The organism is Mycobacterium sp. NS-7484 (assembly GCF_001953975.1).
GTDB lineage: Bacteria > Actinomycetota > Actinomycetes > Mycobacteriales > Mycobacteriaceae > Mycobacterium.
In genome coordinates this window covers 1-20,149 of sequence record NZ_MBEJ01000138.1, presented here as the reverse complement: position 1 = coordinate 20,149, position 20,149 = coordinate 1, and the positions used below count along the sequence as shown (strand labels likewise).

General features: G+C 66.1%; 29 protein-coding genes. 15 read left to right on the top strand and 14 right to left on the bottom strand.

Annotated elements, in window-relative coordinates:
- Positions 1-76 precede the first annotated feature (76 nt).
- The 4 genes from A5733_RS25975 to A5733_RS25960 all read left to right on the top strand — a co-directional run bounded on the left by A5733_RS25975 (position 77) and on the right by A5733_RS25960 (position 2,930).
- Positions 77-1,705 (top strand): acyl-CoA carboxylase subunit beta, encoded by a 1,629-nt coding sequence (locus A5733_RS25975; RefSeq protein ID WP_067768509.1) that lies wholly within the window; start codon positions 77-79, stop codon positions 1,703-1,705.
- Entirely contained in the window at positions 1,702-1,974 is a 273-nt protein-coding gene (locus A5733_RS25970; protein WP_083666462.1) for an acyl-CoA carboxylase subunit epsilon, read from the top strand. The genes A5733_RS25975 and A5733_RS25970 overlap by 4 nt, the downstream gene beginning before the upstream one ends.
- Positions 1,975-1,985: 11 nt before the next feature.
- Positions 1,986-2,624 (top strand): nucleoside triphosphate pyrophosphatase, encoded by a 639-nt coding sequence (locus tag A5733_RS25965; protein WP_076242173.1) that lies wholly within the window; start codon positions 1,986-1,988, stop codon positions 2,622-2,624.
- Positions 2,625-2,702: 78 nt separating this feature from the next.
- Entirely contained in the window at positions 2,703-2,930 is a 228-nt protein-coding gene (locus tag A5733_RS25960) for an acyl carrier protein (RefSeq protein WP_067768504.1), read from the top strand.
- Positions 2,931-2,950: 20 nt separating this feature from the next.
- Here A5733_RS25960 and A5733_RS25955 read toward each other — a convergent pair whose 3' ends face one another.
- Positions 2,951-4,057: an alpha/beta fold hydrolase gene (locus A5733_RS25955; RefSeq protein WP_076242172.1), complete on the bottom strand. Its 1,107-nt coding sequence runs from the start codon at positions 4,055-4,057 to the stop codon at positions 2,951-2,953.
- A gap of 136 nt (positions 4,058-4,193) precedes the next feature.
- Here A5733_RS25955 and A5733_RS25950 point away from each other — a divergent pair, with 136 nt between their 5' ends.
- Positions 4,194-5,033 carry an SDR family oxidoreductase gene (locus tag A5733_RS25950; RefSeq protein ID WP_076242171.1) on the top strand — a complete coding sequence of 280 codons (840 nt, stop codon included), beginning with the start codon at positions 4,194-4,196 and terminating at the stop codon, positions 5,031-5,033.
- Positions 5,034-5,043: 10 nt separating this feature from the next.
- Here A5733_RS25950 and A5733_RS25945 read toward each other — a convergent pair whose 3' ends face one another.
- Together A5733_RS25945 and A5733_RS25940 are read right to left on the bottom strand one after the other, a co-directional pair.
- A complete protein-coding gene (locus tag A5733_RS25945) occupies positions 5,044-6,174 on the bottom strand; it encodes a helicase-related protein (RefSeq protein ID WP_233152794.1) in 1,131 nt (376 codons plus the stop codon).
- On the bottom strand, positions 6,171-6,359 hold the full coding sequence (locus A5733_RS25940; RefSeq protein ID WP_076242169.1) for a hypothetical protein: 189 nt from the start codon (positions 6,357-6,359) through the stop codon (positions 6,171-6,173). The genes A5733_RS25945 and A5733_RS25940 overlap by 4 nt, the downstream gene beginning before the upstream one ends.
- Before the next feature lie 351 nt (positions 6,360-6,710).
- Here A5733_RS25940 and A5733_RS25935 point away from each other — a divergent pair, with 351 nt between their 5' ends.
- From A5733_RS25935 to A5733_RS25925, 3 genes are read left to right on the top strand one after another with little or no spacing between them, the layout of a single operon-like run.
- A complete protein-coding gene (locus tag A5733_RS25935; RefSeq protein ID WP_231965657.1) occupies positions 6,711-6,938 on the top strand; it encodes a hypothetical protein in 228 nt (75 codons plus the stop codon).
- Positions 6,939-6,977: 39 nt separating this feature from the next.
- Positions 6,978-7,874 carry a sulfurtransferase gene (locus A5733_RS25930; protein WP_076242168.1) on the top strand — a complete coding sequence of 299 codons (897 nt, stop codon included), beginning with the start codon at positions 6,978-6,980 and terminating at the stop codon, positions 7,872-7,874.
- On the top strand, positions 7,871-8,290 hold the full coding sequence (locus tag A5733_RS25925; RefSeq protein WP_076242167.1) for a SufE family protein: 420 nt from the start codon (positions 7,871-7,873) through the stop codon (positions 8,288-8,290). Before A5733_RS25930 ends, A5733_RS25925 begins: the two co-directional genes overlap by 4 nt.
- A gap of 12 nt (positions 8,291-8,302) precedes the next feature.
- On the opposite strand, the gene A5733_RS25920 is transcribed toward A5733_RS25925, so the two are convergent.
- Positions 8,303-8,989: a DUF6199 family natural product biosynthesis protein gene (locus tag A5733_RS25920; protein ID WP_076242166.1), complete on the bottom strand. Its 687-nt coding sequence runs from the start codon at positions 8,987-8,989 to the stop codon at positions 8,303-8,305.
- A 239-nt stretch (positions 8,990-9,228) separates the two neighbouring features.
- Between A5733_RS25920 and A5733_RS25915 the strand changes: the two genes are divergently transcribed.
- The gene (locus A5733_RS25915) at positions 9,229-11,025 is read left to right on the top strand and encodes an acetyl/propionyl/methylcrotonyl-CoA carboxylase subunit alpha (protein WP_076242165.1); all 1,797 of its coding nucleotides are present in this window, start codon (positions 9,229-9,231) and stop codon (positions 11,023-11,025) included.
- A gap of 84 nt (positions 11,026-11,109) precedes the next feature.
- Positions 11,110-11,442 carry a hypothetical protein gene (locus A5733_RS25910; RefSeq protein ID WP_067768486.1) on the top strand — a complete coding sequence of 111 codons (333 nt, stop codon included), beginning with the start codon at positions 11,110-11,112 and terminating at the stop codon, positions 11,440-11,442.
- Between the two features lie 29 nt (positions 11,443-11,471).
- Here A5733_RS25910 and A5733_RS25905 read toward each other — a convergent pair whose 3' ends face one another.
- Positions 11,472-12,029, bottom strand: coding sequence for an NTP transferase domain-containing protein (locus tag A5733_RS25905; RefSeq protein ID WP_076242164.1), 558 nt, complete (start codon positions 12,027-12,029; stop codon positions 11,472-11,474).
- A 212-nt stretch (positions 12,030-12,241) separates the two neighbouring features.
- On the opposite strand from A5733_RS25905, the gene A5733_RS25900 reads away from it, so the two are divergent.
- Positions 12,242-12,664, top strand: coding sequence for an STAS domain-containing protein (locus A5733_RS25900; protein WP_067768482.1), 423 nt, complete (start codon positions 12,242-12,244; stop codon positions 12,662-12,664).
- Here the strand turns inward: A5733_RS25900 and A5733_RS25895 are convergent.
- Both A5733_RS25895 and A5733_RS25890 read right to left on the bottom strand, forming a co-directional pair.
- Positions 12,635-13,357, bottom strand: a complete 723-nt coding sequence (locus A5733_RS25895; protein WP_231965661.1) for an RNA polymerase sigma factor SigF — start codon at positions 13,355-13,357, stop codon at positions 12,635-12,637. The two genes, A5733_RS25900 and A5733_RS25895, sit on opposite strands and share 30 nt — an antisense overlap.
- A 26-nt stretch (positions 13,358-13,383) precedes the next feature.
- On the bottom strand, positions 13,384-13,818 hold the full coding sequence (locus A5733_RS25890; RefSeq protein WP_067768480.1) for an ATP-binding protein: 435 nt from the start codon (positions 13,816-13,818) through the stop codon (positions 13,384-13,386).
- Positions 13,819-14,020: 202 nt separating this feature from the next.
- On the opposite strand from A5733_RS25890, the gene A5733_RS25885 reads away from it, so the two are divergent.
- The gene (locus tag A5733_RS25885; protein WP_076242163.1) at positions 14,021-14,584 is read left to right on the top strand and encodes a DUF6328 family protein; all 564 of its coding nucleotides are present in this window, start codon (positions 14,021-14,023) and stop codon (positions 14,582-14,584) included.
- Here the strand turns inward: A5733_RS25885 and A5733_RS25880 are convergent.
- Entirely contained in the window at positions 14,552-15,538 is a 987-nt protein-coding gene (locus A5733_RS25880) for an LLM class F420-dependent oxidoreductase (protein WP_076242162.1), read from the bottom strand. The genes A5733_RS25885 and A5733_RS25880 overlap by 33 nt on opposite strands.
- A gap of 51 nt (positions 15,539-15,589) precedes the next feature.
- Here A5733_RS25880 and A5733_RS25875 point away from each other — a divergent pair, with 51 nt between their 5' ends.
- A complete protein-coding gene (locus A5733_RS25875) occupies positions 15,590-15,934 on the top strand; it encodes a hypothetical protein (protein WP_076242161.1) in 345 nt (114 codons plus the stop codon).
- Between the two features lie 75 nt (positions 15,935-16,009).
- Here A5733_RS25875 and usfY read toward each other — a convergent pair whose 3' ends face one another.
- From usfY to A5733_RS25860, 4 genes are all read right to left on the bottom strand, one after another.
- Positions 16,010-16,318 carry a protein UsfY gene (usfY, locus tag A5733_RS25870; RefSeq protein WP_067768477.1) on the bottom strand — a complete coding sequence of 103 codons (309 nt, stop codon included), beginning with the start codon at positions 16,316-16,318 and terminating at the stop codon, positions 16,010-16,012.
- Positions 16,319-16,482: 164 nt separating this feature from the next.
- Positions 16,483-16,740 carry a Rho termination factor gene (locus A5733_RS25865; protein WP_067768561.1) on the bottom strand — a complete coding sequence of 86 codons (258 nt, stop codon included), beginning with the start codon at positions 16,738-16,740 and terminating at the stop codon, positions 16,483-16,485.
- A gap of 48 nt (positions 16,741-16,788) precedes the next feature.
- Positions 16,789-16,944 (bottom strand): DUF6131 family protein, encoded by a 156-nt coding sequence (locus A5733_RS27365; protein WP_139335220.1) that lies wholly within the window; start codon positions 16,942-16,944, stop codon positions 16,789-16,791.
- 7 nt (positions 16,945-16,951) lie between these two features.
- Positions 16,952-17,185 (bottom strand): hypothetical protein, encoded by a 234-nt coding sequence (locus A5733_RS25860; RefSeq protein WP_076196506.1) that lies wholly within the window; start codon positions 17,183-17,185, stop codon positions 16,952-16,954.
- A gap of 246 nt (positions 17,186-17,431) precedes the next feature.
- Here A5733_RS25860 and A5733_RS25855 point away from each other — a divergent pair, with 246 nt between their 5' ends.
- On the top strand, positions 17,432-17,860 hold the full coding sequence (locus tag A5733_RS25855) for an STAS domain-containing protein (protein ID WP_076242160.1): 429 nt from the start codon (positions 17,432-17,434) through the stop codon (positions 17,858-17,860).
- 12 nt (positions 17,861-17,872) lie between these two features.
- Here A5733_RS25855 and A5733_RS25850 read toward each other — a convergent pair whose 3' ends face one another.
- Positions 17,873-18,241 carry a hypothetical protein gene (locus A5733_RS25850; RefSeq protein WP_083666460.1) on the bottom strand — a complete coding sequence of 123 codons (369 nt, stop codon included), beginning with the start codon at positions 18,239-18,241 and terminating at the stop codon, positions 17,873-17,875.
- 208 nt (positions 18,242-18,449) lie between these two features.
- Between A5733_RS25850 and A5733_RS25845 the strand changes: the two genes are divergently transcribed.
- A complete protein-coding gene (locus A5733_RS25845; RefSeq protein WP_076242159.1) occupies positions 18,450-19,469 on the top strand; it encodes a DNA topoisomerase IB in 1,020 nt (339 codons plus the stop codon).
- 13 nt (positions 19,470-19,482) lie between these two features.
- On the opposite strand, the gene A5733_RS25840 is transcribed toward A5733_RS25845, so the two are convergent.
- The coding region (locus A5733_RS25840) for a UDP binding domain-containing protein (RefSeq protein WP_142254217.1) at positions 19,483-20,149 on the bottom strand (667 nt) is incomplete at its 5' end.

Genomic DNA, 20,149 nt, shown 5'->3' with positions numbered 1-20,149 from the left:
TCGTCCCAACATAGTGACGCGCGCCACGTCCACCACTCTTAGACCAGTCTTAGGGTTACCGATAACATCGTGACCCATGACGAGCGTTACCGAGCCGTCCGCCGAGCACCAGGTGGACATCCACACCACTGCAGGCAAGCTGGCTGACCTCAAGAGACGGGCCGAGGAGACGCTGCACCCCGTCGGCGAAGCCGCCGTAGAAAAGGTGCACGCCAAAGGCAAGCTGACCGCCCGCGAGCGCATCCTCGCGCTGCTCGACGAGGGGTCTTTCGTCGAGCTCGACGCGCTGGCCAAACACCGCAGCACCAACTTCGGCCTGGAGAACAACCGGCCGCTGGGCGACGGCGTGATCACCGGCTACGGCACCATCGACGGCCGCGACGTCTGCATCTTCAGCCAGGACGCCACCGTTTTCGGCGGCAGCCTCGGTGAGGTCTACGGCGAGAAGATCGTCAAGGTCCAGGAGCTGGCCATCAAGACCGGCCGCCCGCTCATCGGCATCAACGACGGCGCCGGCGCCCGCATCCAGGAGGGTGTGGTCTCCCTCGGCCTGTACAGCCGGATCTTCCACAACAACATCAAGGCCTCGGGTGTCATCCCGCAGATCTCGCTGATCATGGGTGCGGCGGCCGGTGGCCACGTGTACTCCCCCGCCCTGACCGACTTCGTCATCATGGTCGACCAGACCAGCCAGATGTTCATCACCGGCCCGGACGTCATCAAGACCGTCACCGGCGAGGACGTCACCATGGAGGAGTTGGGCGGCGCCCACACCCACATGGCCAAGTCCGGCACCGCGCACTACGTCGCCTCCGGCGAGCAGGACGCCTTCGAATACGTCCGCGACCTGTTGAGCTACCTGCCCCCGAACAACTACGCCGAGCCGCCGCATTACCCGGTGGCTCCGGTCGAAGGGGCGATCGAAGACACCCTCACCGACGAGGACATCGAGCTCGACACGCTGATCCCGGACTCGCCGAATCAGCCGTACGACATGCATGAGGTCATCACCCGCATCCTCGACGACGATGAGTTCCTCGAGGTGCAGGCCGGTTACGCGGGCAACATCGTGGTCGGCTTCGGCCGGGTCGACGGCCGCCCGGTGGGCATCGTGGCCAACCAGCCGACCCAGTTCGCCGGCTGCCTGGACATCAACGCCTCGGAGAAGGCCGCCCGGTTCATCCGGACCTGCGACTGCTTCAACATCCCGATCGTGCTGCTGGTCGACGTCCCCGGCTTCCTGCCCGGCACCGACCAGGAGTACAACGGCATCATCCGCCGCGGCGCCAAGCTGCTCTACGCCTACGGTGAGGCCACGGTCGCCAAGGTCACCGTCATCACCCGTAAGTCCTACGGCGGCGCGTACTGCGTGATGGGTTCCAAGGACATGGGCGCCGATGTGGTGGTCGCCTGGCCGACGGCGCAGATCGCCGTGATGGGCGCCTCGGGCGCGGTGGGCTTCGTGTACCGCTCCGAGCTCAAGAAGGCCGCCGCCGAGGGCCAGGATGTCGACGCGCTGCGCCTGGAGCTGCAGCAGACCTACGAGGACACCCTGGTCAACCCGTACATCGCGGCCGAGCGCGGCTACGTCGACGCGGTCATCCCGCCCTCGCACACCCGCGGTTATGTGGCCAACGCGCTGCGGCTGCTGGAGCGCAAGATCATCCAGATGCCGCCGAAGAAGCACGGGAACATTCCACTGTGAGCGCCGAGGTGCAGGCCGACGTCGTCACCGACGAGGCACAGACCGAGCAGAAGGCCGACCACGAGGCACACATCAAGGTGCTGAGCGGTCAGCCCACCGACGAGGAGATGGCCGCGCTGATGGCCGTCCTGAGCACGGCCGGCGGCGGCGCTGCCGAGCCGGCGCTGCGCGATCGCAACATGTGGGGCCACCCGGTCGACAAGCTGCGGTACTCGATCTTCAGCTGGCAGCGGGTCACGCTCCTGGAGCGCACCCACATGCGGCGCTAGTGAGGATCTGAATGACCCGGGTCGTCCTGGGTTCGGCATCGACAGGCCGGCTTGGCGTTCTGCGCCAGGCCGGCCTCGATCCGTTGGTGGTGGTTTCGGGTGTCGACGAGGACGCCGTCATCGCGTCGTTGGCCGACGCCCCGCCCGAGCACGTGGTCAGCGGACTTGCCGCGGCCAAGGCGGACGAGGTGCTCGCTCACCTGCCCGCAGCGGTCGCTGCAGACTGCGTCGTCATCGGCTGTGACTCGATGCTGTTTCTCGACGGGCGGCTGTGCGGAAAACCCGGCGACGTCGATACCGCGCGGCGGCAATGGCAGGCGATGTCGGGACGGACTGCTCATCTCTACTCGGGCCATGCGGTGCTCGTCGTCCATGACGGAGCCGTCACCCATCGCCTTGCCGATACCGGGATCACCGCGGTGCATTTCGGCTCGCCGTCCGAGGCGGATCTGGAGGCCTACCTCCAAAGTGGCGAACCCCTCGGGGTCGCCGGCGGTTTCACGCTCGACGGACTCGGTGGCTGGTTCATCGACGGCATCGACGGTGACCCGTCCAATGTGATCGGGCTGAGCCTGCCGCTACTGCGCCGGATGTTGTCCGAGGCCGGGCTGTCGGTCGCACAGCTGTGGGAAGGCTCGGCGCGGCCCTGAGGCTGCGCAGTCTGTTTGACGACGCCCCCACTGGGTAGTACCGCGACATCCGACAGAGCGTTCACGATTGGAGTTGCCATGGCCACCGGAGAAACCGGGTTCAGCGACGTGATGTTCGATTTGATCTCGGTGCAATACCACTCACTGAAGGCCGGTCACGACTACGGCCAGTACGTCCGCGATGCTCGCAATGCCGGCCTCGACGACGTCGCATCCTTCTTCGAACAGGTGATGTCCGAAGATTCTCAGCGCGCGAAGTACTGCCACGAGTTACTCAGCAAGCTGCAGGGTTCGCCGGCCGCCTGACCGGTATCGGCATACGAACCTCACGCGGTACGCGGAACCCGCGTTCGTGCCGCCGGGCGAGCCGAGGCGATGTGCGTCACCGTCTTTGACTGCCTGGCCCGTCGGAAGAGTTCCATCTCGACGCGCCGCGGTTTGTCGGCGCCGACCGTCTTGGCGCCGGCACTGAGCCGACGCAGCCAGGCACCCGGTTCGATCAACGTCTCTTCCCACGCCTGCGCGTCGCGCCAGTCCTCGATGCCGATCGACACTGCCGTATCGCGCAAGACGTCACCGAGTTCGCGCTCGAGAAGTTGACGTACCGCGTCGGCTCCGCGCCATGGATCGTTGATGAGCCAGGAGTGGTACGCGTCGGGTATCCGGTACAACGTCGCGTCGGCCTCGTCGGCCAGTTCGAGGGCACAGTCGAACGGCACGATGCCGTCACTTCCGCCGTGCAATACCATGGTCGGGATCTCCCGTTCCCGCAGCGCCCGAAGCAGCGCGGCGCACTCGCCCGAGCGCATGAGGGCCTGCGCCGCACCGACGAACCCGCTGGGCGGCAGGAACCTGCCCATCGACGCCGCCGTCAGCATCCGCAGATACCGGTTGGCCGCGGCCATCTTCATGCGGAGCGGGTCGCGATACATGTCGCAGACCGCGCCGAAGATCGTGCGGGCCATCTGCAGCGGAGAGCGCATCACGGTCTCAAGGGCAGCGTCGAACGATGCCCCTGCTGCCGCATCGAACAACAGCGCCGCCAGCACACGATCGGGCGCGGTCGCGGCCAGTTGAATTGCCATCCGGCCGCCCATCGAATGGCCGGCGAAGACCGCTCGCCGGATGCCGAGCGCATCGAGCGTACGCATCACCAGATCAGCCCGGTCATCCAATTCGGCTGCGTCGCAAGGAAGGTCGCCGGTGTCACCATGACCGGCGACGTCGACGGCCACCACGAGAAACCCGAGTGCGGCGATCCGGTCGAGCACGCGCAGATAGTGACGCCGGTTCAGTCCGAGGCCGTGCAGGAACACCATCGGCACACCGTGCCCACCGATCGAAACCCCTACTCGATGCCCGTCGTCGAGGTCGAGCACGTGGTGCGCGAACCGCACTCTCCGGCCCGCCAGATCGGTTGCCACCGCGTTCATCCCGGCTCCTTCATTTCGCAAGCGGTATACCCGGCTGGCGCGGTGGTAAACAGCGCAGGTCGACGGCACGTTTCGGCTGCCCGTGCCGGGGTACTCCGCGCGCGAAACCACGCGAAACCAATGGAGGGAGCAGCGCATGGGCTTTCCCGATCAACAACAGTCGGTGCCCGGCCTACAGAGCCGGATGAACCCGGTACCCGATTGTGGTGAAAGCAGCTACCGCGGTTCCGGCAAGCTCGCCGGCAAGAGAGCCGTCATCACCGGGGGCGACAGCGGGATCGGCCGGGCCGTGGCCATTGCTTACGCCCGGGAAGGGGCCGACGTGGCGATCTCCTACCTCAACGAGGACGAGGACGCCGAGTCGGTGGCGCAACTGGTGAAGGAAGAAGGACGAACGTGCGTACTGATCCCCGGTGATCTGTCTGATCCCGAGCACTGTCGTACGGTGATCGCCCGCGCGGTGGAGGAACTGGGCGGCATCGACATTCTCGTCAACAATGCGGCGTATCAGATGACGCACGAGACGTTGGAGGAAATCGACGATCAGGAATGGGATTACACGTTCAAGGTGAACGTGGGTGCCTACTTCCACTTGGTCAAGGCGGCACTACCGCACCTGGCCCCCGGCTCGTCGATCATCGGTAGCTCGTCGGTCAATTCGGACATGCCCTCACCGACGCTGGCCCCGTACGCCGCCACCAAGGCGGCGATCGCGAACTTCTCCGCGAGCCTCGCGCAGCTTCTGGGCGACAAAGGTATCCGGGTGAACAGCGTTGCGCCGGGACCGATCTGGACCCCGCTCATTCCGTCGACCATGCCGTCGAAGAAGGTCCAGTCGTTCGGCGACGACACCCCGCTCGGCCGCGCCGGGCAGCCGGCCGAATTGGCCCCTACCTACGTGCTGTTGGCTTCCGACGACGGCAGTTACATCTCCGGCGCCCGGGTGGCGGTCACCGGCGGTCGGCCGATCCTGTAGCGCTCGGCGCTCAGGGGTCGTGTCGGCGCCTGAGCACCTGGCTCTCCCGGATCACCGACAGCGACAAGGTCCGATAGCCGTATCGGTCGAACAGTACGGTGAGCGTGTCACGGTCACCGCCCATCACGACGCCGGCGCCCCACTGAGCGTGTTCCACCGGGGTGTCGATCGGCACCGGCGAACTCCCGGCGTCCACTTCAGCTTCGGGCTGCTCGGTGCACCGGTCGCAGTTACCGCAGGGCTGCGCCAGTTCTTCGCCGAAGTAGCCGAGCAGGTTTTGACGCCGGCAGTTCCTGGTTTCGGCATAGCCGCGCATCATCTCGACCCGGCTCCGGTCGACCCGCTCACTACTCTCGGCGATCTCCACAGCGCGACCGACCGCCGTCGCGACATCCTCACTACCCACGCGAAAACCCTTGCGCCCCGCCGTCACTGCGCGGGCCTGCTCCAACAGGTTGACGGCGGTGGTCAGCCTTCTACCGCGGATGCCGAGTTCGGCCCGCAGATCTTTCAACCGTTTCGGTTTGTTCCCCAGGGCGCGGTACACCGCGGACAGCAAAGCCTCATCCGGATGATGCGTGCTGAAGAATCGGCCGAGGGACAGATCCTCCGGCCGGTAGAACAAGCGGGCACAGGCCACCTCGCCGTCGCGGCCCGCCCGGCCGATCTGCTGGTAGTAACTGTCTACCGAATCCGGCACCGATGCATGTATCACCGTGCGCACGTTGGGTTTGTCGATACCCATGCCGAACGCCGATGTGGCGGCGACGACATCGATCTCGTCGTCGATGAACTGCCGATGTACCCGATCACGTTCACCGGCCCGCAACCCCGCATGGTAGGCCGCGACCGCGAGCCCGCGGCGTTCCAACTCGTCGGCGTACCGTTGCGTATCGGCTCGCGTCGAGGTGTAGAGCAACACCGGTTTGTCCAGTGCCACAACGCAGGACAGGACGGCGTCCCTCTTGTCCTCATCGCTCGTGTGCCGCTCGACCTCCAGCCGTAGGTTCTCCCGGTCGAAACCGCTTGCGATGACCAGTGCGTCGCGCAGCCGCAACCGTTCGACGATCTCTCGGCGCACCATCGGTGAGGCCGTTGCCGTCAAGGCCGCGACCACCGGACGGCCCAGCCGCTCGATCACATCACCCAGGCGCAGGTAGTCGGGCCGGAAATCGTCGGCAGCACCGCGAGAACGTCACGCTCAGACATGATGGCTTCCATCGCGGCCAGCTGTTCGGGACGCAGTTCGGACCAGCCGAACACGCGCCCGGCGACATCCTCGAGCCGGCCCCGAACCGTGTTATCCACCAAGGGTTTCTTGCGCATGGGCCTGCCACCGCCGCCGTTGCCGGGTTTTCGCCCACGTGCTTGTCCAGGCCAGCACCCAGCCCGCCTCCGCTGCCGCGTCAAGGAGATACCTGCGGCTGAGCCGACACGCCTGGCGGGCAGCGACGGAGTCTGCGGGAGCAGACAGTTGCGTGGCGCCGTGCAGCCGCGCCAACCTCGCCGCGGCGAAAGCTTCGCTCATCCCGAGGGACATACCCGGCAACGGACCGCACAAACGCCCGCCCGAGAGCGGGTGCGGTACGCCGCGTGTCCGGATCGCAACACAACCGCAACCCGACCGCGCCGAGCCGGTTGCCCGGAACCGGCCCGCGGTCGGCGGACACTCGCTGCATGCCAGTCGAAGAAACAATGTGGGATGTTCGCGTGGCACGCGACTTCGAAACATGCGATCTGGAGCGGTTGCGCGCCGCATTTGCCGACATCATCACCAAGCGCCTGTCGCCGGGTAAGCGTCTGCTGCGGGTGGTGACGTGGTCCCAGAACGGGGGCTCGCTGTTCCGCGCGAACAACGGTGCCCGCCGCTACGCGGTGGCCTACGAGGTGGCGTTCACCGCATAGGCGCCGCATCGGCCAAAGGTCCGACGGTAGGCTCATGGTGTGCCGTTGCCTGCCGACCCCAGCCCCACTCTTGCCGAGTACGCCCACCCAGAGCGCCTGGTCACCGCCGATTGGCTGGCCAGCAACCTGGGCCGGCCCGGCTTGGCCATCGTCGAATCCGACGAGGATGTCCTGCTCTACGACACCGGCCACATCCCGGGTGCCGTCAAGATCGACTGGCATCTAGACCTCAACGATCCCAATGTCCGCGACTACATCAACGGTGAGCAGTTCGCCGAGTTGATGGACCGCAAGGGCATCAGCCGCGACGACACCGTCGTGATCTACGGCGACAAGAGCAACTGGTGGGCCGCCTACGCGCTGTGGGTGTTCACCCTGTTCGGCCACCCGGACGTGCGCCTGCTCGACGGCGGCCGCGACCTGTGGGTTTCCCATGGCCGCGACACCACCCTCGAGGTGCCCACCCGCCAGTCCAGCGGCTATCCGGTCGTCGAGCGGGACGACGCCCCGATCCGGGCCTACAAGGACGACGTCCTCGCCATCCTCGGCAAGCAGCCGTTGATCGACGTCCGCTCGCCGCAGGAATACACCGGCGAACGTACGCACATGCCCGACTACCCCGAAGAGGGTGCGCTTCGCGGCGGGCACATCCCCACCGCAAAGTCGATTCCGTGGGCCAAGGCCGCCAAAGACAGCGGTCAGTTCCGCAGCCGCGCCGAACTCGAGGAGCTGTACAGCTTCCTCACGCCCGAGGACGAGACGGTGGTGTACTGCCGGATCGGCGAGCGGTCCAGCCACACCTGGTTCGTGTTGACCCACCTGCTCGGGCTCCCCGGAGTGCGTAACTACGACGGCTCCTGGACCGAGTGGGGCAATGCCGTCCGGGTGCCGGTCGCGGTCGGCCCCGACCCAGGTGACGCCCCGGGCGCCTCATGAGTTCGATGCCGGCGGCCCTGGCGGAGGTCGTCTCCGACTTCCAGGAGGTGGCCGGCCAGGACAAACTGCAGTTGCTGCTGGAGTTCGCCAACGACCTGCCGCCATTGCCGACCCACCTCGAAGAGGCGGCGATGGAGCCCGTCCCGGAGTGCCAGTCACCGCTGTTTCTGGACGTCGACGCCTCCGACCGGGGCAATGTGCGGTTGTTCTTCAGTGCTCCCCCGGAAGCCCCGACCACGCGAGGGTTCGCCGCGATCCTGGCCACCGGACTGGACGGACAGTCGGCCGACGACATCTTGGCGGTGCCCGATGACTTCTACACCGCACTGGGGCTCGGCGCGTTGATCAGCCCGCTGCGACTGCGCGGCATGTCGGCAATGCTGGCCCGGATCAAGCGGCGGGTGCGCGCGGGCTGAGGACCCGAGCCTTTACCGGTTCGTCCGAAGTTTCGCGGAGAGTTTCGGAACGGAGTTGCCGGGCGCCGCGCGCCGGATCTCGGTTCCGTTTGGATCGATGATGGCTGAGTCGGTGACGACGGTGGTGCCTACCGCAGCATCGTCCACCTGGACTGCACGGACAGCAAGACCCTCGCCAGGTCGACAGGCGCCCACCTTTGACATGTCACCCAATTTCTCTGGCGCCCAAATGAGTTCGGGCGAAACCGTAATCCGCTCCTCGCCAGCCGGATTCACGATGGGCGAGGTGTAACAGGGATAGCTGTCGCCATTCGACATAGAGCGGAAGTATTGGTCCACAGCGATAGCGGGCGCTTGGTAGTACACCGTGATCGTGGCGCCTCGGGCTGTCGGTTCGGCGAAGTATCCGATCACCGGCAAGGGCCCGCGCTGCTCCGGCTCCGGCACCACGAAGGCCGCCTCGGCTGCCCGCTTCTGCGCTTCAGCCTCGCGCTGGCGTTTGTCGGCCGCTGACTTCGATATCTCGTCACCGATGAAGACGCCACCGAGAACCAGCGAAACGATGATCACGAAAACCCCACTGGCCCGGGTCATTCCGTAAGCGATGTCGCTGGGTTCGTTCGCTTCTGGGTTCTTGAACTTCCAGGACTGCATGGCCCACCACACGCGTCGCGGTGAGGCCGCGAGGACCCCGCCCACAACACGCCGACAACGATGACGAAGATCCCCGCGCCCATGGAAGAAGAGTAGTGGGGTGCGACGGCCGGTGAACGCGGCAAATCTGCTCGTCAACAGGAGAGATGGGACAGCTGACAGATCCGTGCAGAAAGCTACTCACCGGTAACCGACACCGGTTTCAGAAGCCTCAAGGTGCGGCGCATAAACTGCCCGCGATAGATTCTTAAAGACGTTTCTTAGAGAACTGCCGAGGAGGCACCGTGGCCAACCACGCCAGCTCAAAGATCTCCAAGGTGCTGGTCGCCAATCGCGGGGAGATCGCGGTCCGGGTGATCCGCGCCGCCAAAGACGCCGGACTGGCCAGCGTGGCCGTGTACGCCGAGCCGGACGCCGATGCACCGCACGTACGACTCGCCGACGAAGCCTTCGCCCTGGGCGGCCAGACTTCAGCCGAGTCGTACCTGGTCTTCGAAAAGCTTTTGGACGCCGCCGCCAAGTCCGGCGCCAACGCCATCCATCCGGGTTACGGCTTCCTGTCGGAGAACGCCGACTTCGCCCAGGCTGTGCTCGACGCCGGGCTGATCTGGATCGGGCCGAGCCCGCAGTCCATCCGCGACCTGGGTGACAAGGTCACCGCCCGCCACATCGCCGCCCGCGCCAAGGCGCCGCTGGTGCCGGGTACCCCGGACCCGGTCAAGGACGCCGACGAGGTCGTCGCGTTCGCCAAGGAGTACGGCGTGCCGGTCGCGATCAAGGCCGCCTTCGGCGGTGGCGGTCGCGGCATGAAGGTGGCCCGCACGCTTGAGGAGATCCCCGAGCTGTTCGAGTCGGCGACCCGTGAGGCGATCGCGGCGTTCGGCCGTGGTGAGTGCTTCGTCGAGCGCTACCTGGACAAGCCGCGCCACGTCGAGGCCCAGGTCATCGCCGACACCCACGGCAACGTCGTCGTCGCCGGCACCCGCGACTGCTCACTGCAGCGCCGCTTCCAGAAGCTGGTCGAAGAGGCCCCGGCCCCGTTCCTGACCGAGGCGCAGCGCAAGGAGATCCACGAGTCGGCCAAGCGCATCTGCAAGGAGGCCGGTTACTACGGTGCGGGCACCGTCGAATACCTGGTCGGCCAGGACGGCCTGATCTCCTTCCTGGAGGTCAACACCCGCCTGCAGGTGGAACACCCGGTCACCGAGGAGACCTCCGGCATCGACCTGGTGCGCCAGCAGTTCAAGATCGCCAACGGCGAGGCGCTGGACATCACCGAGGACCCGACCCCGCGTGGACACTCCTTCGAGTTCCGGATCAACGGTGAGGACGCCGGCCGCGGCTTCCTGCCCGCCCCCGGGCCCGTCACCCGCTACGACATCCCCACCGGCCCCGGTGTGCGGCTGGACTCCGGTGTCGAGGCCGGTTCGGTCATCGGTGGCCAGTTCGACTCGATGCTGTCCAAGCTCATCGTCACCGGCGCCACCCGCGAAGAGGCCCTGGAGCGCTCACGCCGGGCCCTGGCCGAGTTCCACGTGGAGGGTCTGGCCACCGTCATCCCGTTCCACCGCGCCGTGGTCTCCGACCCCGCCTTCATCGGTGACGGCGAGAAGTTCGACGTGCACACCCGGTGGATCGAGACCGAGTGGAACAACACCGTCGAGCCGTTCACCGGTGGCGACCCGATCGAGGAAGAGGACACCGTCCCGCGCCAGACCGTGGTCGTCGAGGTCGGTGGCCGTCGTCTCGAGGTCTCGCTGCCCGGCGACCTGGCGATCGGCGGTGGCGGCGGTGCCGCGGCTCCCGGCGTCGTCCGGAAGAAGCCCAAGGCCCGCAAGCGCGGCGGCGGTGGCGGTGCGGCGGCCTCCGGTGACTCGGTGACCGCGCCGATGCAGGGCACCGTGGTCAAGGTGGCCGTCGAAGAAGGCCAGGAAGTGGCCGCCGGCGACCTCGTCGTGGTGCTGGAAGCCATGAAGATGGAGAACCCGGTGACCGCCCACAAGGACGGCGTCATCACCGGCCTGGCCGTCGAGGCCGGTGCCGCCATCACCCAGGGCACCGTGATCGCCGAGATCAAGTAAACACATCCGTCGAGTGGCCACTTACGGCACGGATTCTCGTCAATCCTGTGCCATAAGTGGCCATTCGGCTTTCTTGGAGGTCCCATGGAACCCGTAGAGATCAACAACGGCCAGTGGTACCTGCGTGGGCTGCGCGCCGACGACCGGGTCGACGACCGGCCTGCGCTGGCCGATCTGGGTGAGGACGACCTGGACTACGTGCACGACGCCGCCGACGGCTGGGCCGATGACACCCGCTACACGTGGGCGGTCTGCGAACCGACCACCGGTGAACTACTCGCCGAGGTCATCCTCGACCCCGTCACCGGATACCTGAGCAGCCGCGGGCGCCCGGGCTTCGAGGACGCCGCCGCGATATCGGAAGACACCGTGCGCCGGTACGCCGCGGCCGTACTCGGGCTTGAGGTGCACACCTGAGCGGATACGCGTTCCGCTGACTCATCACCTCAACGCTCGTCGATGTCGAGGCCGGTGGCCAGATCACCGCACTCGATGACGGCGACGTCGTCGCGTCCGCGCAGAAACACCCTTGCGCCCTGGTCACCGTGCAGGGTCGCGGTGAGCGCCGCAAGATGCCGGCGGGCCACGACAACCGGATGCCCGGGCCGGCCCCCGTAGCTGGCGCGGGCCAGACCGGAACCGCCCGCGCGCGCCGCGCTCAGCACCCGGGCCACCACGTCGGCGCCGATGTCGGGGGTGTCGACGGTATGCAGGACAACCCATTCCGCTGCGCCTGCGGCCGCCACGCCCTCACGCACGGAGGCACTCATGCCCTCGTTCCATTGTTCGGCAATCACCGCGCGTGCCGGTTCAGGCACTCCCACCACCGCCGCACCCAACACCACGATCACATCGTCGCAGCCACCGTCACCCAACGCGGCTACCGCTCGCTTGAGCCAAACGCCACCCCCGGCAAGGACTTTCGGCATCCCGAACCGGCTCCCCGCGCCCGCGGCCAGGACGATACCGGTGACCGTGGCAGTGTCCGGCTTTCCATTCGACATACCGGTAAGTCTGCCCGTGGGCGTCCGGCGACCTGAGCAGGGCTTAAGAATCCGGCCGAACCAATTGGCGGGTGACATGGACAGCGGTAGGGTTCGAGACAGGTTGAGTTCACAGCCGCGGCACGTTGTCGACAGCCCGGGAACTTGCACCATCGTCGACTGACGCCGCACCAACAGTACGAATACATGTATTACGACTGATGGAGCCACACATGTCTGTCATTTCAGGAAACGCCCTGATCAACCACTCCGAGGACTCACCCGCCGCATTCGCCACCCGTCGGTTGCCGCCCGCGACGGCGGTGATCAGCGCCCGAGGCGAAATCGACGCGGCAAACGCCACGGCGTTCGCCGAGTACGCACTGCGGAACAGCGCCGATTCCGAACGGCTCGTGGTCGACCTGGCGAATGTCGATTTTTTCGGTACGGCAGGATTCTCCGCCCTCAGAACCATCGCGGACCACTGCTCGGCCGACGCCGTCGACTGGGTGTTGGTGCCCAGTAAATCCGTGAACCGGCTGCTGCGGATCTGCGACCCCGACTCCGGGATACGCGCGTGCTACAACGTGGCTGCGGCACTGTCCGCACTGAACGGCAAGACGCCGTTACTGCAGCTGGTCACGAAGTCGCGCTAGCGATTTCGCCAGCAGTCGCGATACGTGCATCTGTGAGACGCCGACCCGTTCGGCGATCTGCGTCTGCGTCATGGATTCGAAGAACCTCAGCACCAACACGGTCCGCTCCCGCTCGGGCAGTTGGGCCAGCAACGGTCGCAGAGTTTCTCGGTTGTCGATCTGGTCCAGACCGGTATCCATGTCGCCGAGGGTGTCGACGATCGCCGGCGCATCCTCGTCGCCGCCGCCACCGCTGTCGATCGACAGGGTGTTGTACGAGCTGCCCGCGACGAGGCCTTCCACCACCTCTTCACGGTCCATGTCCAGTTCGGCGGCCAGTTCAGAGGCCGTCGGTGCCCGCCCCAACCGCTGGGACAGCTCGGCCGTCGCGGCGCCCAGCCGCAGATGGAGTTCTTTGAGCCGGCGCGGAACTTTGACCGACCAGCTGTTGTCGCGGAAATGACGCCGAACCTCGCCCATGATCGTGGGCACGGCGAACGACACGAAGTCCGACCCGGCTTCGACGTCGAACCGGTTCACCGCGTTGACGAGACCGACACGCGCCACCTGCACCAGGTCCTCGCGGGGCTCCCCGCGTCCGTCGAAACGCCGAGCGATGTGATCGGCCAGTGGGAGGCAGCGCTGCACGATCCGCTCGCGCTGCCGTTCGAATCCCGGCGCGTCCTCGGACAGTTCGCTGAGTTCGCGAAACATGTCGCGAACGTCTGCATATTCCGAACTCACCGCAGCAGGCTCGCTCGTCTCGTCGTCAGACTGATGCCGAACACCCTGCCGGTGTCGGGCCCGTTACCGTCGGCGAACGTCTTGACCTCGTCGGTCAGCGAGCTGAGCACGTGCCAGCTGAAGCTCCCGGGCTCCACCACGGCAGCACCCGCACAGGTGGCCGAGGCGGTGATCACCACCGCGTCCTCGCCCGGCTCGATCGTCAGTTGCAGATTCGCCTGCGGTAACGCGGCACGGATCAACGCCGTGCAGGCCTCGTCCACGGCCAATCGCAGATCCGCGACGACGTCGAAGTCGAGGTCTTCGAAGGTTGCCACCGCGGCCACCAACGTGCGCACCACGGCCAGGTTCTCCAGCCTGGCGGCAACCCGAATCTCGACCGACCGCTCCGTGCGGTTCGTCTGCTTCAGTTGGCCTGGTTCGTCGGCCATCTCACCTCCCGGCGTCTCGGAGCGACAGTATCGTAGGCGGGACGTTCGGCTCACGACGGCATCCGATGACACGACTTCGATCTCGACTTCTGCACTGCGGCACTTTCTCCTGCACCCTAGCCTCATCCCACACAGATTCCCGCCAGGGATGCCCATCCGTTCGCTACCGGAAACCTGTTCACGACGTGGGATTATCGAAGGTATGGATTCGGACCGTCCCGACGTGGGTCAGCGCTGGGACCGCACGGCCCGCCACGAGACGGAAGCCGAACGGCTCGACCGCAACTGGACCAGTTTGCTCCAGGAGCTGCGGGTCGTGCAGACCGGTGTGCAGTTGCTCACCGGCTTCCTGTTGACCCTGCCCTTCCAGGAGCACTTCCCGATGCTCGATCGGCCGATGCGGGTGGTCTACCTCGTGACGGTCGCCTGTTCCGTGGCTGCCACCGGGCTCCTGATCGCTCCGGTCGGCATGCACCGCCTGCTGTTTCGCCGGCACCGGGTGAACCTGTTGGTCGCCGCCGCCCACCGATGCGCGTTCGCCGGATTGTTGTTGCTCGGTCTGGCCATGGCCGGGGTCGCCGAGTTGATCTTCGACACCGTCGCCGGCCGCGAGGCCGGCATCATCGCCGGCACGCTCGCGCTGCTGTTGTTCGTCAGCATGTGGCTGGTGGTGCCCTTGACAATGCGGCGTGGTGAGCCGATGCGGCTCAGCACGCCGATGTCGACGGGGCCCTCAGTCCAACTCGGCACGCAACGCGGCGAGTAGCGGCTTGGCGGCCTCGTCGAGGAATCGCTGTTGCCCCTCGTCGCCGATCTGCACCAGGGCGATGTCGGTGAACCCCGCCTCGCGGTAGGGCGCCACGGCTGCGACGATCGCGTCCAGGTCGGGACCACACGGGATGGCCTCGGCCACGTCCTCGCGACGCACGAACCGGGTCGCCGCGGCAAAGCCGGCGGGCGTCGGCAGATCCGCATTGACCGACCAGCCGCCGGCGAACCAGCGGAACTGGTCATATGCCCGTTCCACCGCGGCGTCGCGGTCGGGATCCCAGCACACCGGAATCTGGCCGATCACCTTTCCCTCGGGCAGCAGGCCGGTCGCCTGACGGCGTTGTTGCCAGCCGTCGACGATGTCGGCATCAGGGGCGACGTTGATCAAGTGATCGGCAGCCAACGACAGCTTCTCGACGGCTCTCTCACCGGCCATCGCCACCGCGATGGTGAGCGGCACTTCGGGGAGGTCCCAGATCCGCGCGGAGCTCACCTCGAAGAATTCGCCACGGAAGTCGATGAGATCGCCGGTGAGCAGTTCACGGATCAGCTTGATCGCCTCGGCGAGCATGTCGTGACGACGGTCGACGGTGGGCCACCCCCGGCCCACCACGTGTTCGTTGAGGTTCTCGCCGCTGCCCAGTCCCAGGGTGAAGCGGCCGTCGGACAGGATCTGCACGGTGGCCGCCTGCTGAGCGACGATCGCCGGGTGATACCTGATCGTCGGGCAGGTCACGTAGGAATACAGCTGCACGCTACTGGTGGCGTGCGCCACCGCGCCCAGCACCGGCCACGCGTTGGGGGCGTGACCTTGGCTGGCCAGCCACGGACTGTAGTGGTCGCTGCAGACCTCGAAGTCGAAACCTGCCCGCTCGGCTGCCATCGCGTAGTCGACGAGCTGACGGGGTCCGCTCTGCTCGGTCATCAGGGTGTATCCGAATCTGGCCATGCCGCCTGGATAACCCGTGCAGAACGGGACAAAACTGGGTATGCGATGGCCATGACCGAATCACAGACGGTGCAGGCACCGCCCGACGACGAGCGGCCGGCACGTACTTCGATGACCTGGGTACTGGCCATACTGACCATCCCCGCCGCCATCGCGGTGTTCCTCTACGGCATGGGTGCGGTGATGAGCATGGCCGGCTGCACCGGTGAGGTGTGCGCCGACAAGGGACCGGGAGAATTCTGGTTCGGGGTGTTGTTCTACGGAGCGCCCGTGGTGCCGGTGGTGGTGATCCTGTTGACGATGTTCATTTCGCGTTGGCGCTACAGCGTGCTGGTCCCGATCATCGGGTTGGCCCTTCTGGCAATCGATTTCGCTGTCCTTGCGGCTACATTCTGAGACCGCGCCGAGGCCCAGCCGACAGCGAGGCACCGACCCGGCCGTGCAGGCGGCCGGGTTGGCGCGCGTCCGGGTTCAGCTGCTGGGGTGCTGCCTCATGACGCCGGGATGGTCTGTGTACCAGCGATCCTCGATTCGACGGACCCTCATGTGCTCGATCGCCAGCCACACCGACCCGATGAGGAAACCGGCCGCGGACAGAGCGCCGACGGTGAATCCGACGTCGGAGTTGCCGGTGGCGAACGCGGCCAGGGTGCCGACGAACAACACCAACGCCATCAAGATCAACACCACCGCCGGCATGATGACGTTGTCCTTCATGGACTCACCGGCATGCGGTCGGGTCGTCCGGGCGTGGTCAACTGGATCTTTCGGACCCTTCATGGCTGCTCCTTCCCGCCATTGTCGCCCTACCTGCCGTATCGGGCTGTCTCCACGGTAGATCGCGACGGCTGCTCTGGCCAGGAAATACGGCGATCACCCCGACCTGGAGTCCGGCAGATAAGAAGACCCCGCTGCCGGTGGCAGCGGGGTCGCGGACAGCTCGATCAGTGATTGCGCAGCATGCCGATCAGCTGACCCTTGTTCTTGTCGGAATATCCTTTGATACCAAGCTCTTTCGCGCGACGCTTGAGATGGTCGACGGTCCAGTCGTCATAGGAGCCGGATTTTCCACCCGAGCGTCCGACACTCGAACGCCCCCTGGCGGCAGCGGCGTTGGAGATTCGAGCCGCCTTCTCCTTGGAATTACCTTCTTCTCGCAGCTCCTCGTAGAGCTTCTCGTCCTTGATCGACGAATTCGGCATCATGCACCTCCCTTGTTGTCAATGCCAGCTTCGTTGTCAGCTTCGATGTCAATACCAGCTTCGCCGGCCCGCGACCGGGCGCCCGATCATGCCGAGCAGCCAGAACACGGCGCCGATCACCAGCAGGATCACGCCCACCACCCAGAGCAGGTAGACGTCGAGGATCAGGCCGAGAATGAGCAGAATTGCCCCGAGCACAATCATGACAACCTCACTTCACGACGGCGATGGAATCCATCGCACTGGGTTGCGGCAAACGGCATTCGTCCACCTTCGGATTGACGCCCGCATAGTTCAACGGCCCGGCCAGGACCGTGAGTGCAATGGCGCCGGCAGTTGCACAGTTCGTTGATCCACCATGGAAATAGTCGCGCTGCCAGGCCGCGACGACGCCGATCAACAACCAGATGAGCACGAGCGTTCCCAATAATCCACCGATCCTCATGACGCCTCGGTTACCCGATTGACGCCCTGGTCAAACAGCGGTGCCGCGCAAAAGAAGAGGATCCTGAGAAACGCCGAACTTCGATTGTTGCAACTCGTGATCGGGCGTAAAGTCCACTTCAGGTTGAGCGCACAGCCGCCCGGAATCGTCATCGAGTGTCAGGGCCGCCAACTACCTACACTCAGGGGTTTTGAGCCCACAGAGCCACGTGGCGTGACCACAGTATTTCTACTGAGGGAGTCACAAATGCCGACAATCAGTGTCGCGAGGCGCACTACCACGGCACCCAGCGACCACACCCGTGCGCAGTTCGATGCGCAATGGCTCTGGCCGGCCACCGCAGTGGTCAACGTCCACGGTGAGCTGGACGCGTCGAATGCCGCCGAGTTGACGGAGTACGGAATTCAGCACGCCCGGCCGAGTGGTCAACTGGTACTGGACATGACGGCGGTGAGGTTCTTCGGCGCCTGCTGCTTCGCCTGCCTGCACACGGTCAATGTCCGGTGTGCCGCTGAGAACATCGACTGGGTTTTGATTCCGGGTAGCGCGGTCTCGCGGGTGCTGCGCATCTGCGACCCGGAGGGAACTTTGCCCGTTTCCACCGGCCTACCCGCCGCTCTGACCAAGCTACGCAGCCAACCGCGACAGCTCGAGTTGGTCGATCTCGAACGCTGACCGCCCGCCGGTTCAGCGCCGGACGGTCAGGGCGATGCCGAACAGCGTCCCGGCGCAACGATTGTCATTGCCGTCAATATCTTCGGTGAAGGTCTCGACACCATCAACCAGTGCGTGCAGCACGCGTCGGCTGAAGCCCCCCAGAGTAGGTGGCACCGGATCGTCGACCGCCGCGTCACAGATCGTCGACAGCCGCACCGTCACTTCGCGATCGCGCGGTTCTTCGGTGAGCGTGAGACCCGCACCGGCAGCGGCCATGTCGATCAACACGGTGCAGGCCTCGTCGACCGCCAGAGCCAACTCGGCAGCGGTATCGGTGTCCAGCCCCTCGTAGTTGGCCAGCGTGTCCGTCATCGTTCTCACCACCGCCAGCGCGTCCACGTGAGCCGGCACCTTCAGCTCAACAGCTCGAGACCTGGGCGTGTGATCGTATCCGGGGTGGGGTATCCGCTCGCCGTGAACCAGAGTCAAGACCGGCCGCGCGCGACGATGCCGACGGGCTTCCTCTTTGCCCGACCGGAAACCGCCCGACAATGACATATTTGCCACGTACCCACCGCACACGGCTACCTAAACCGAGGTGTCGGCAATGAGATTGCGCCGCAGCGTCGTCCGCGGCCCGGGGATACGACGGATACGCCGCGGGCGCGGCTTCAGCTACCGCGACGACACCGGGACCACGGTCACCGACGCCGCCACCCTGCAACGCATCGAGGAGCTGGTGATCCCGCCGGCCTGGAAGAGCGTCTGGATCTGCGCGTACCCGAACGGGCACATCCAGGCGGTCGGCACCGATGTCGCCGGCCGCCGCCAGTACCTGTACCACACCCAATGGCAAGAGGAGCGCGGCGAGGAGAAGTTCGATCGCGTGCTGGAAATGTCTGGCTCCCTTGTTGATTGGCGTACCGGTATTGCTACCGACCTGCGCCGTCGTGGGCTGACCCGCGACCGCGTGCTGGCCCTGGGGCTGCGGCTGCTGGACCTCGGCTACTTCCGGGCCGGCGGTGACCAATACGCCGAGGAGAACAACTCGTTCGGCATCGCCACGCTGCTTCGTGAGCACATCACCCTGCGCCCGGATGCGGTCGAGTTCGATTACCCGGCCAAGAGCGGGGTACGGCGGACCCTGCGCGTCGAGGACCCGGCCGTGGCTCGCGCCGTCCGCTCACTGCAACGGAGCCGGGCCGACGGCGAACGCCTGTTGGCCTACCGGCGCTCATCCGAGTGGATCGACGTGCACGCCGAGGATCTGAACATCCGGTTCAAAGAGATGATCGGCGACGACTACACGGTGAAGGATCTGCGAACCTGGCACGGCACGGTGCTGGCCGCCGAGGCGTTCGTCGACGCCGATCCGCCGGTCGACGACAAGGTGATCAAGCGCGTGGAATCGGCGGTGATGCGCGAGGTCTCCGAGTCGCTGGGCAACACCCCGGCGGTGGCCCGCAGCGCCTACGTCGATCCGCGGGTGGTAGAGGCCTACCGTGACGGCATGACCATCGCCGCCGGGGTACGGCGGGCGGCGCGTGTGCGCGACAGTGATAAACGGCAGGCGATCCTGGAGGGCAGCACTGCCCGGATGATCCGAAAGGTGGGCCGACGGAAATGACCGAGCCGACCGGTCAGAATCCGTTCGGTCGCCCGTTGCCGAGGTAGCGCAGGCCGGCTTCGGTCACCTGCCGCGGATCGAGCACGTTGCGGGTGTCGACCACCACCGCCGACGGGGCCTGTTCGGCGATGCGGGGCCAGTTCAGGCCGACGAACTCCGGCCATTCGGTGAACACCACGATCGCATCGGAATCCTTGGTGGCCAGGTATGGATCATCGGCCGTGGCGATCCCGGCCCGGCGCACGGCGCATAAGTCCACGGCGGCCAGTCGTGGGTCGTATCCGGTGAGCTGGGCACCCGACCGGCCGAGTTCGGCGCCGACCGCCAATGCCGGGGAATCGCGCAGGTCGCAGGTCCCGGCTTTGAACGTGAGCCCAAGGGCGGCGATCCTGGCCTCTGCGAGCGGAACCGGGATCGTCCGTTGCAAGGTGTGCAGGATCCGGCCGGCCTGCGCGGCATTGGTCGCACATGCCGAGGACACCTCGCCCAGCTCGATGCCATGACTGCGGGCCGTGTGCAGCAGTTCGGCGGTGTCTTTGGGCAGGCACGAGCCACCCCAGCCGGGGCCCGGAGCCAGAAAGTGCGGCCCGATGCGGACGTCGGCTCCCATGCAGCGGGTGACATCGTCGATGTCGGCCCCAACCTGCGCGCACAACTTGGCCAGTGAGTTGGCATACGAG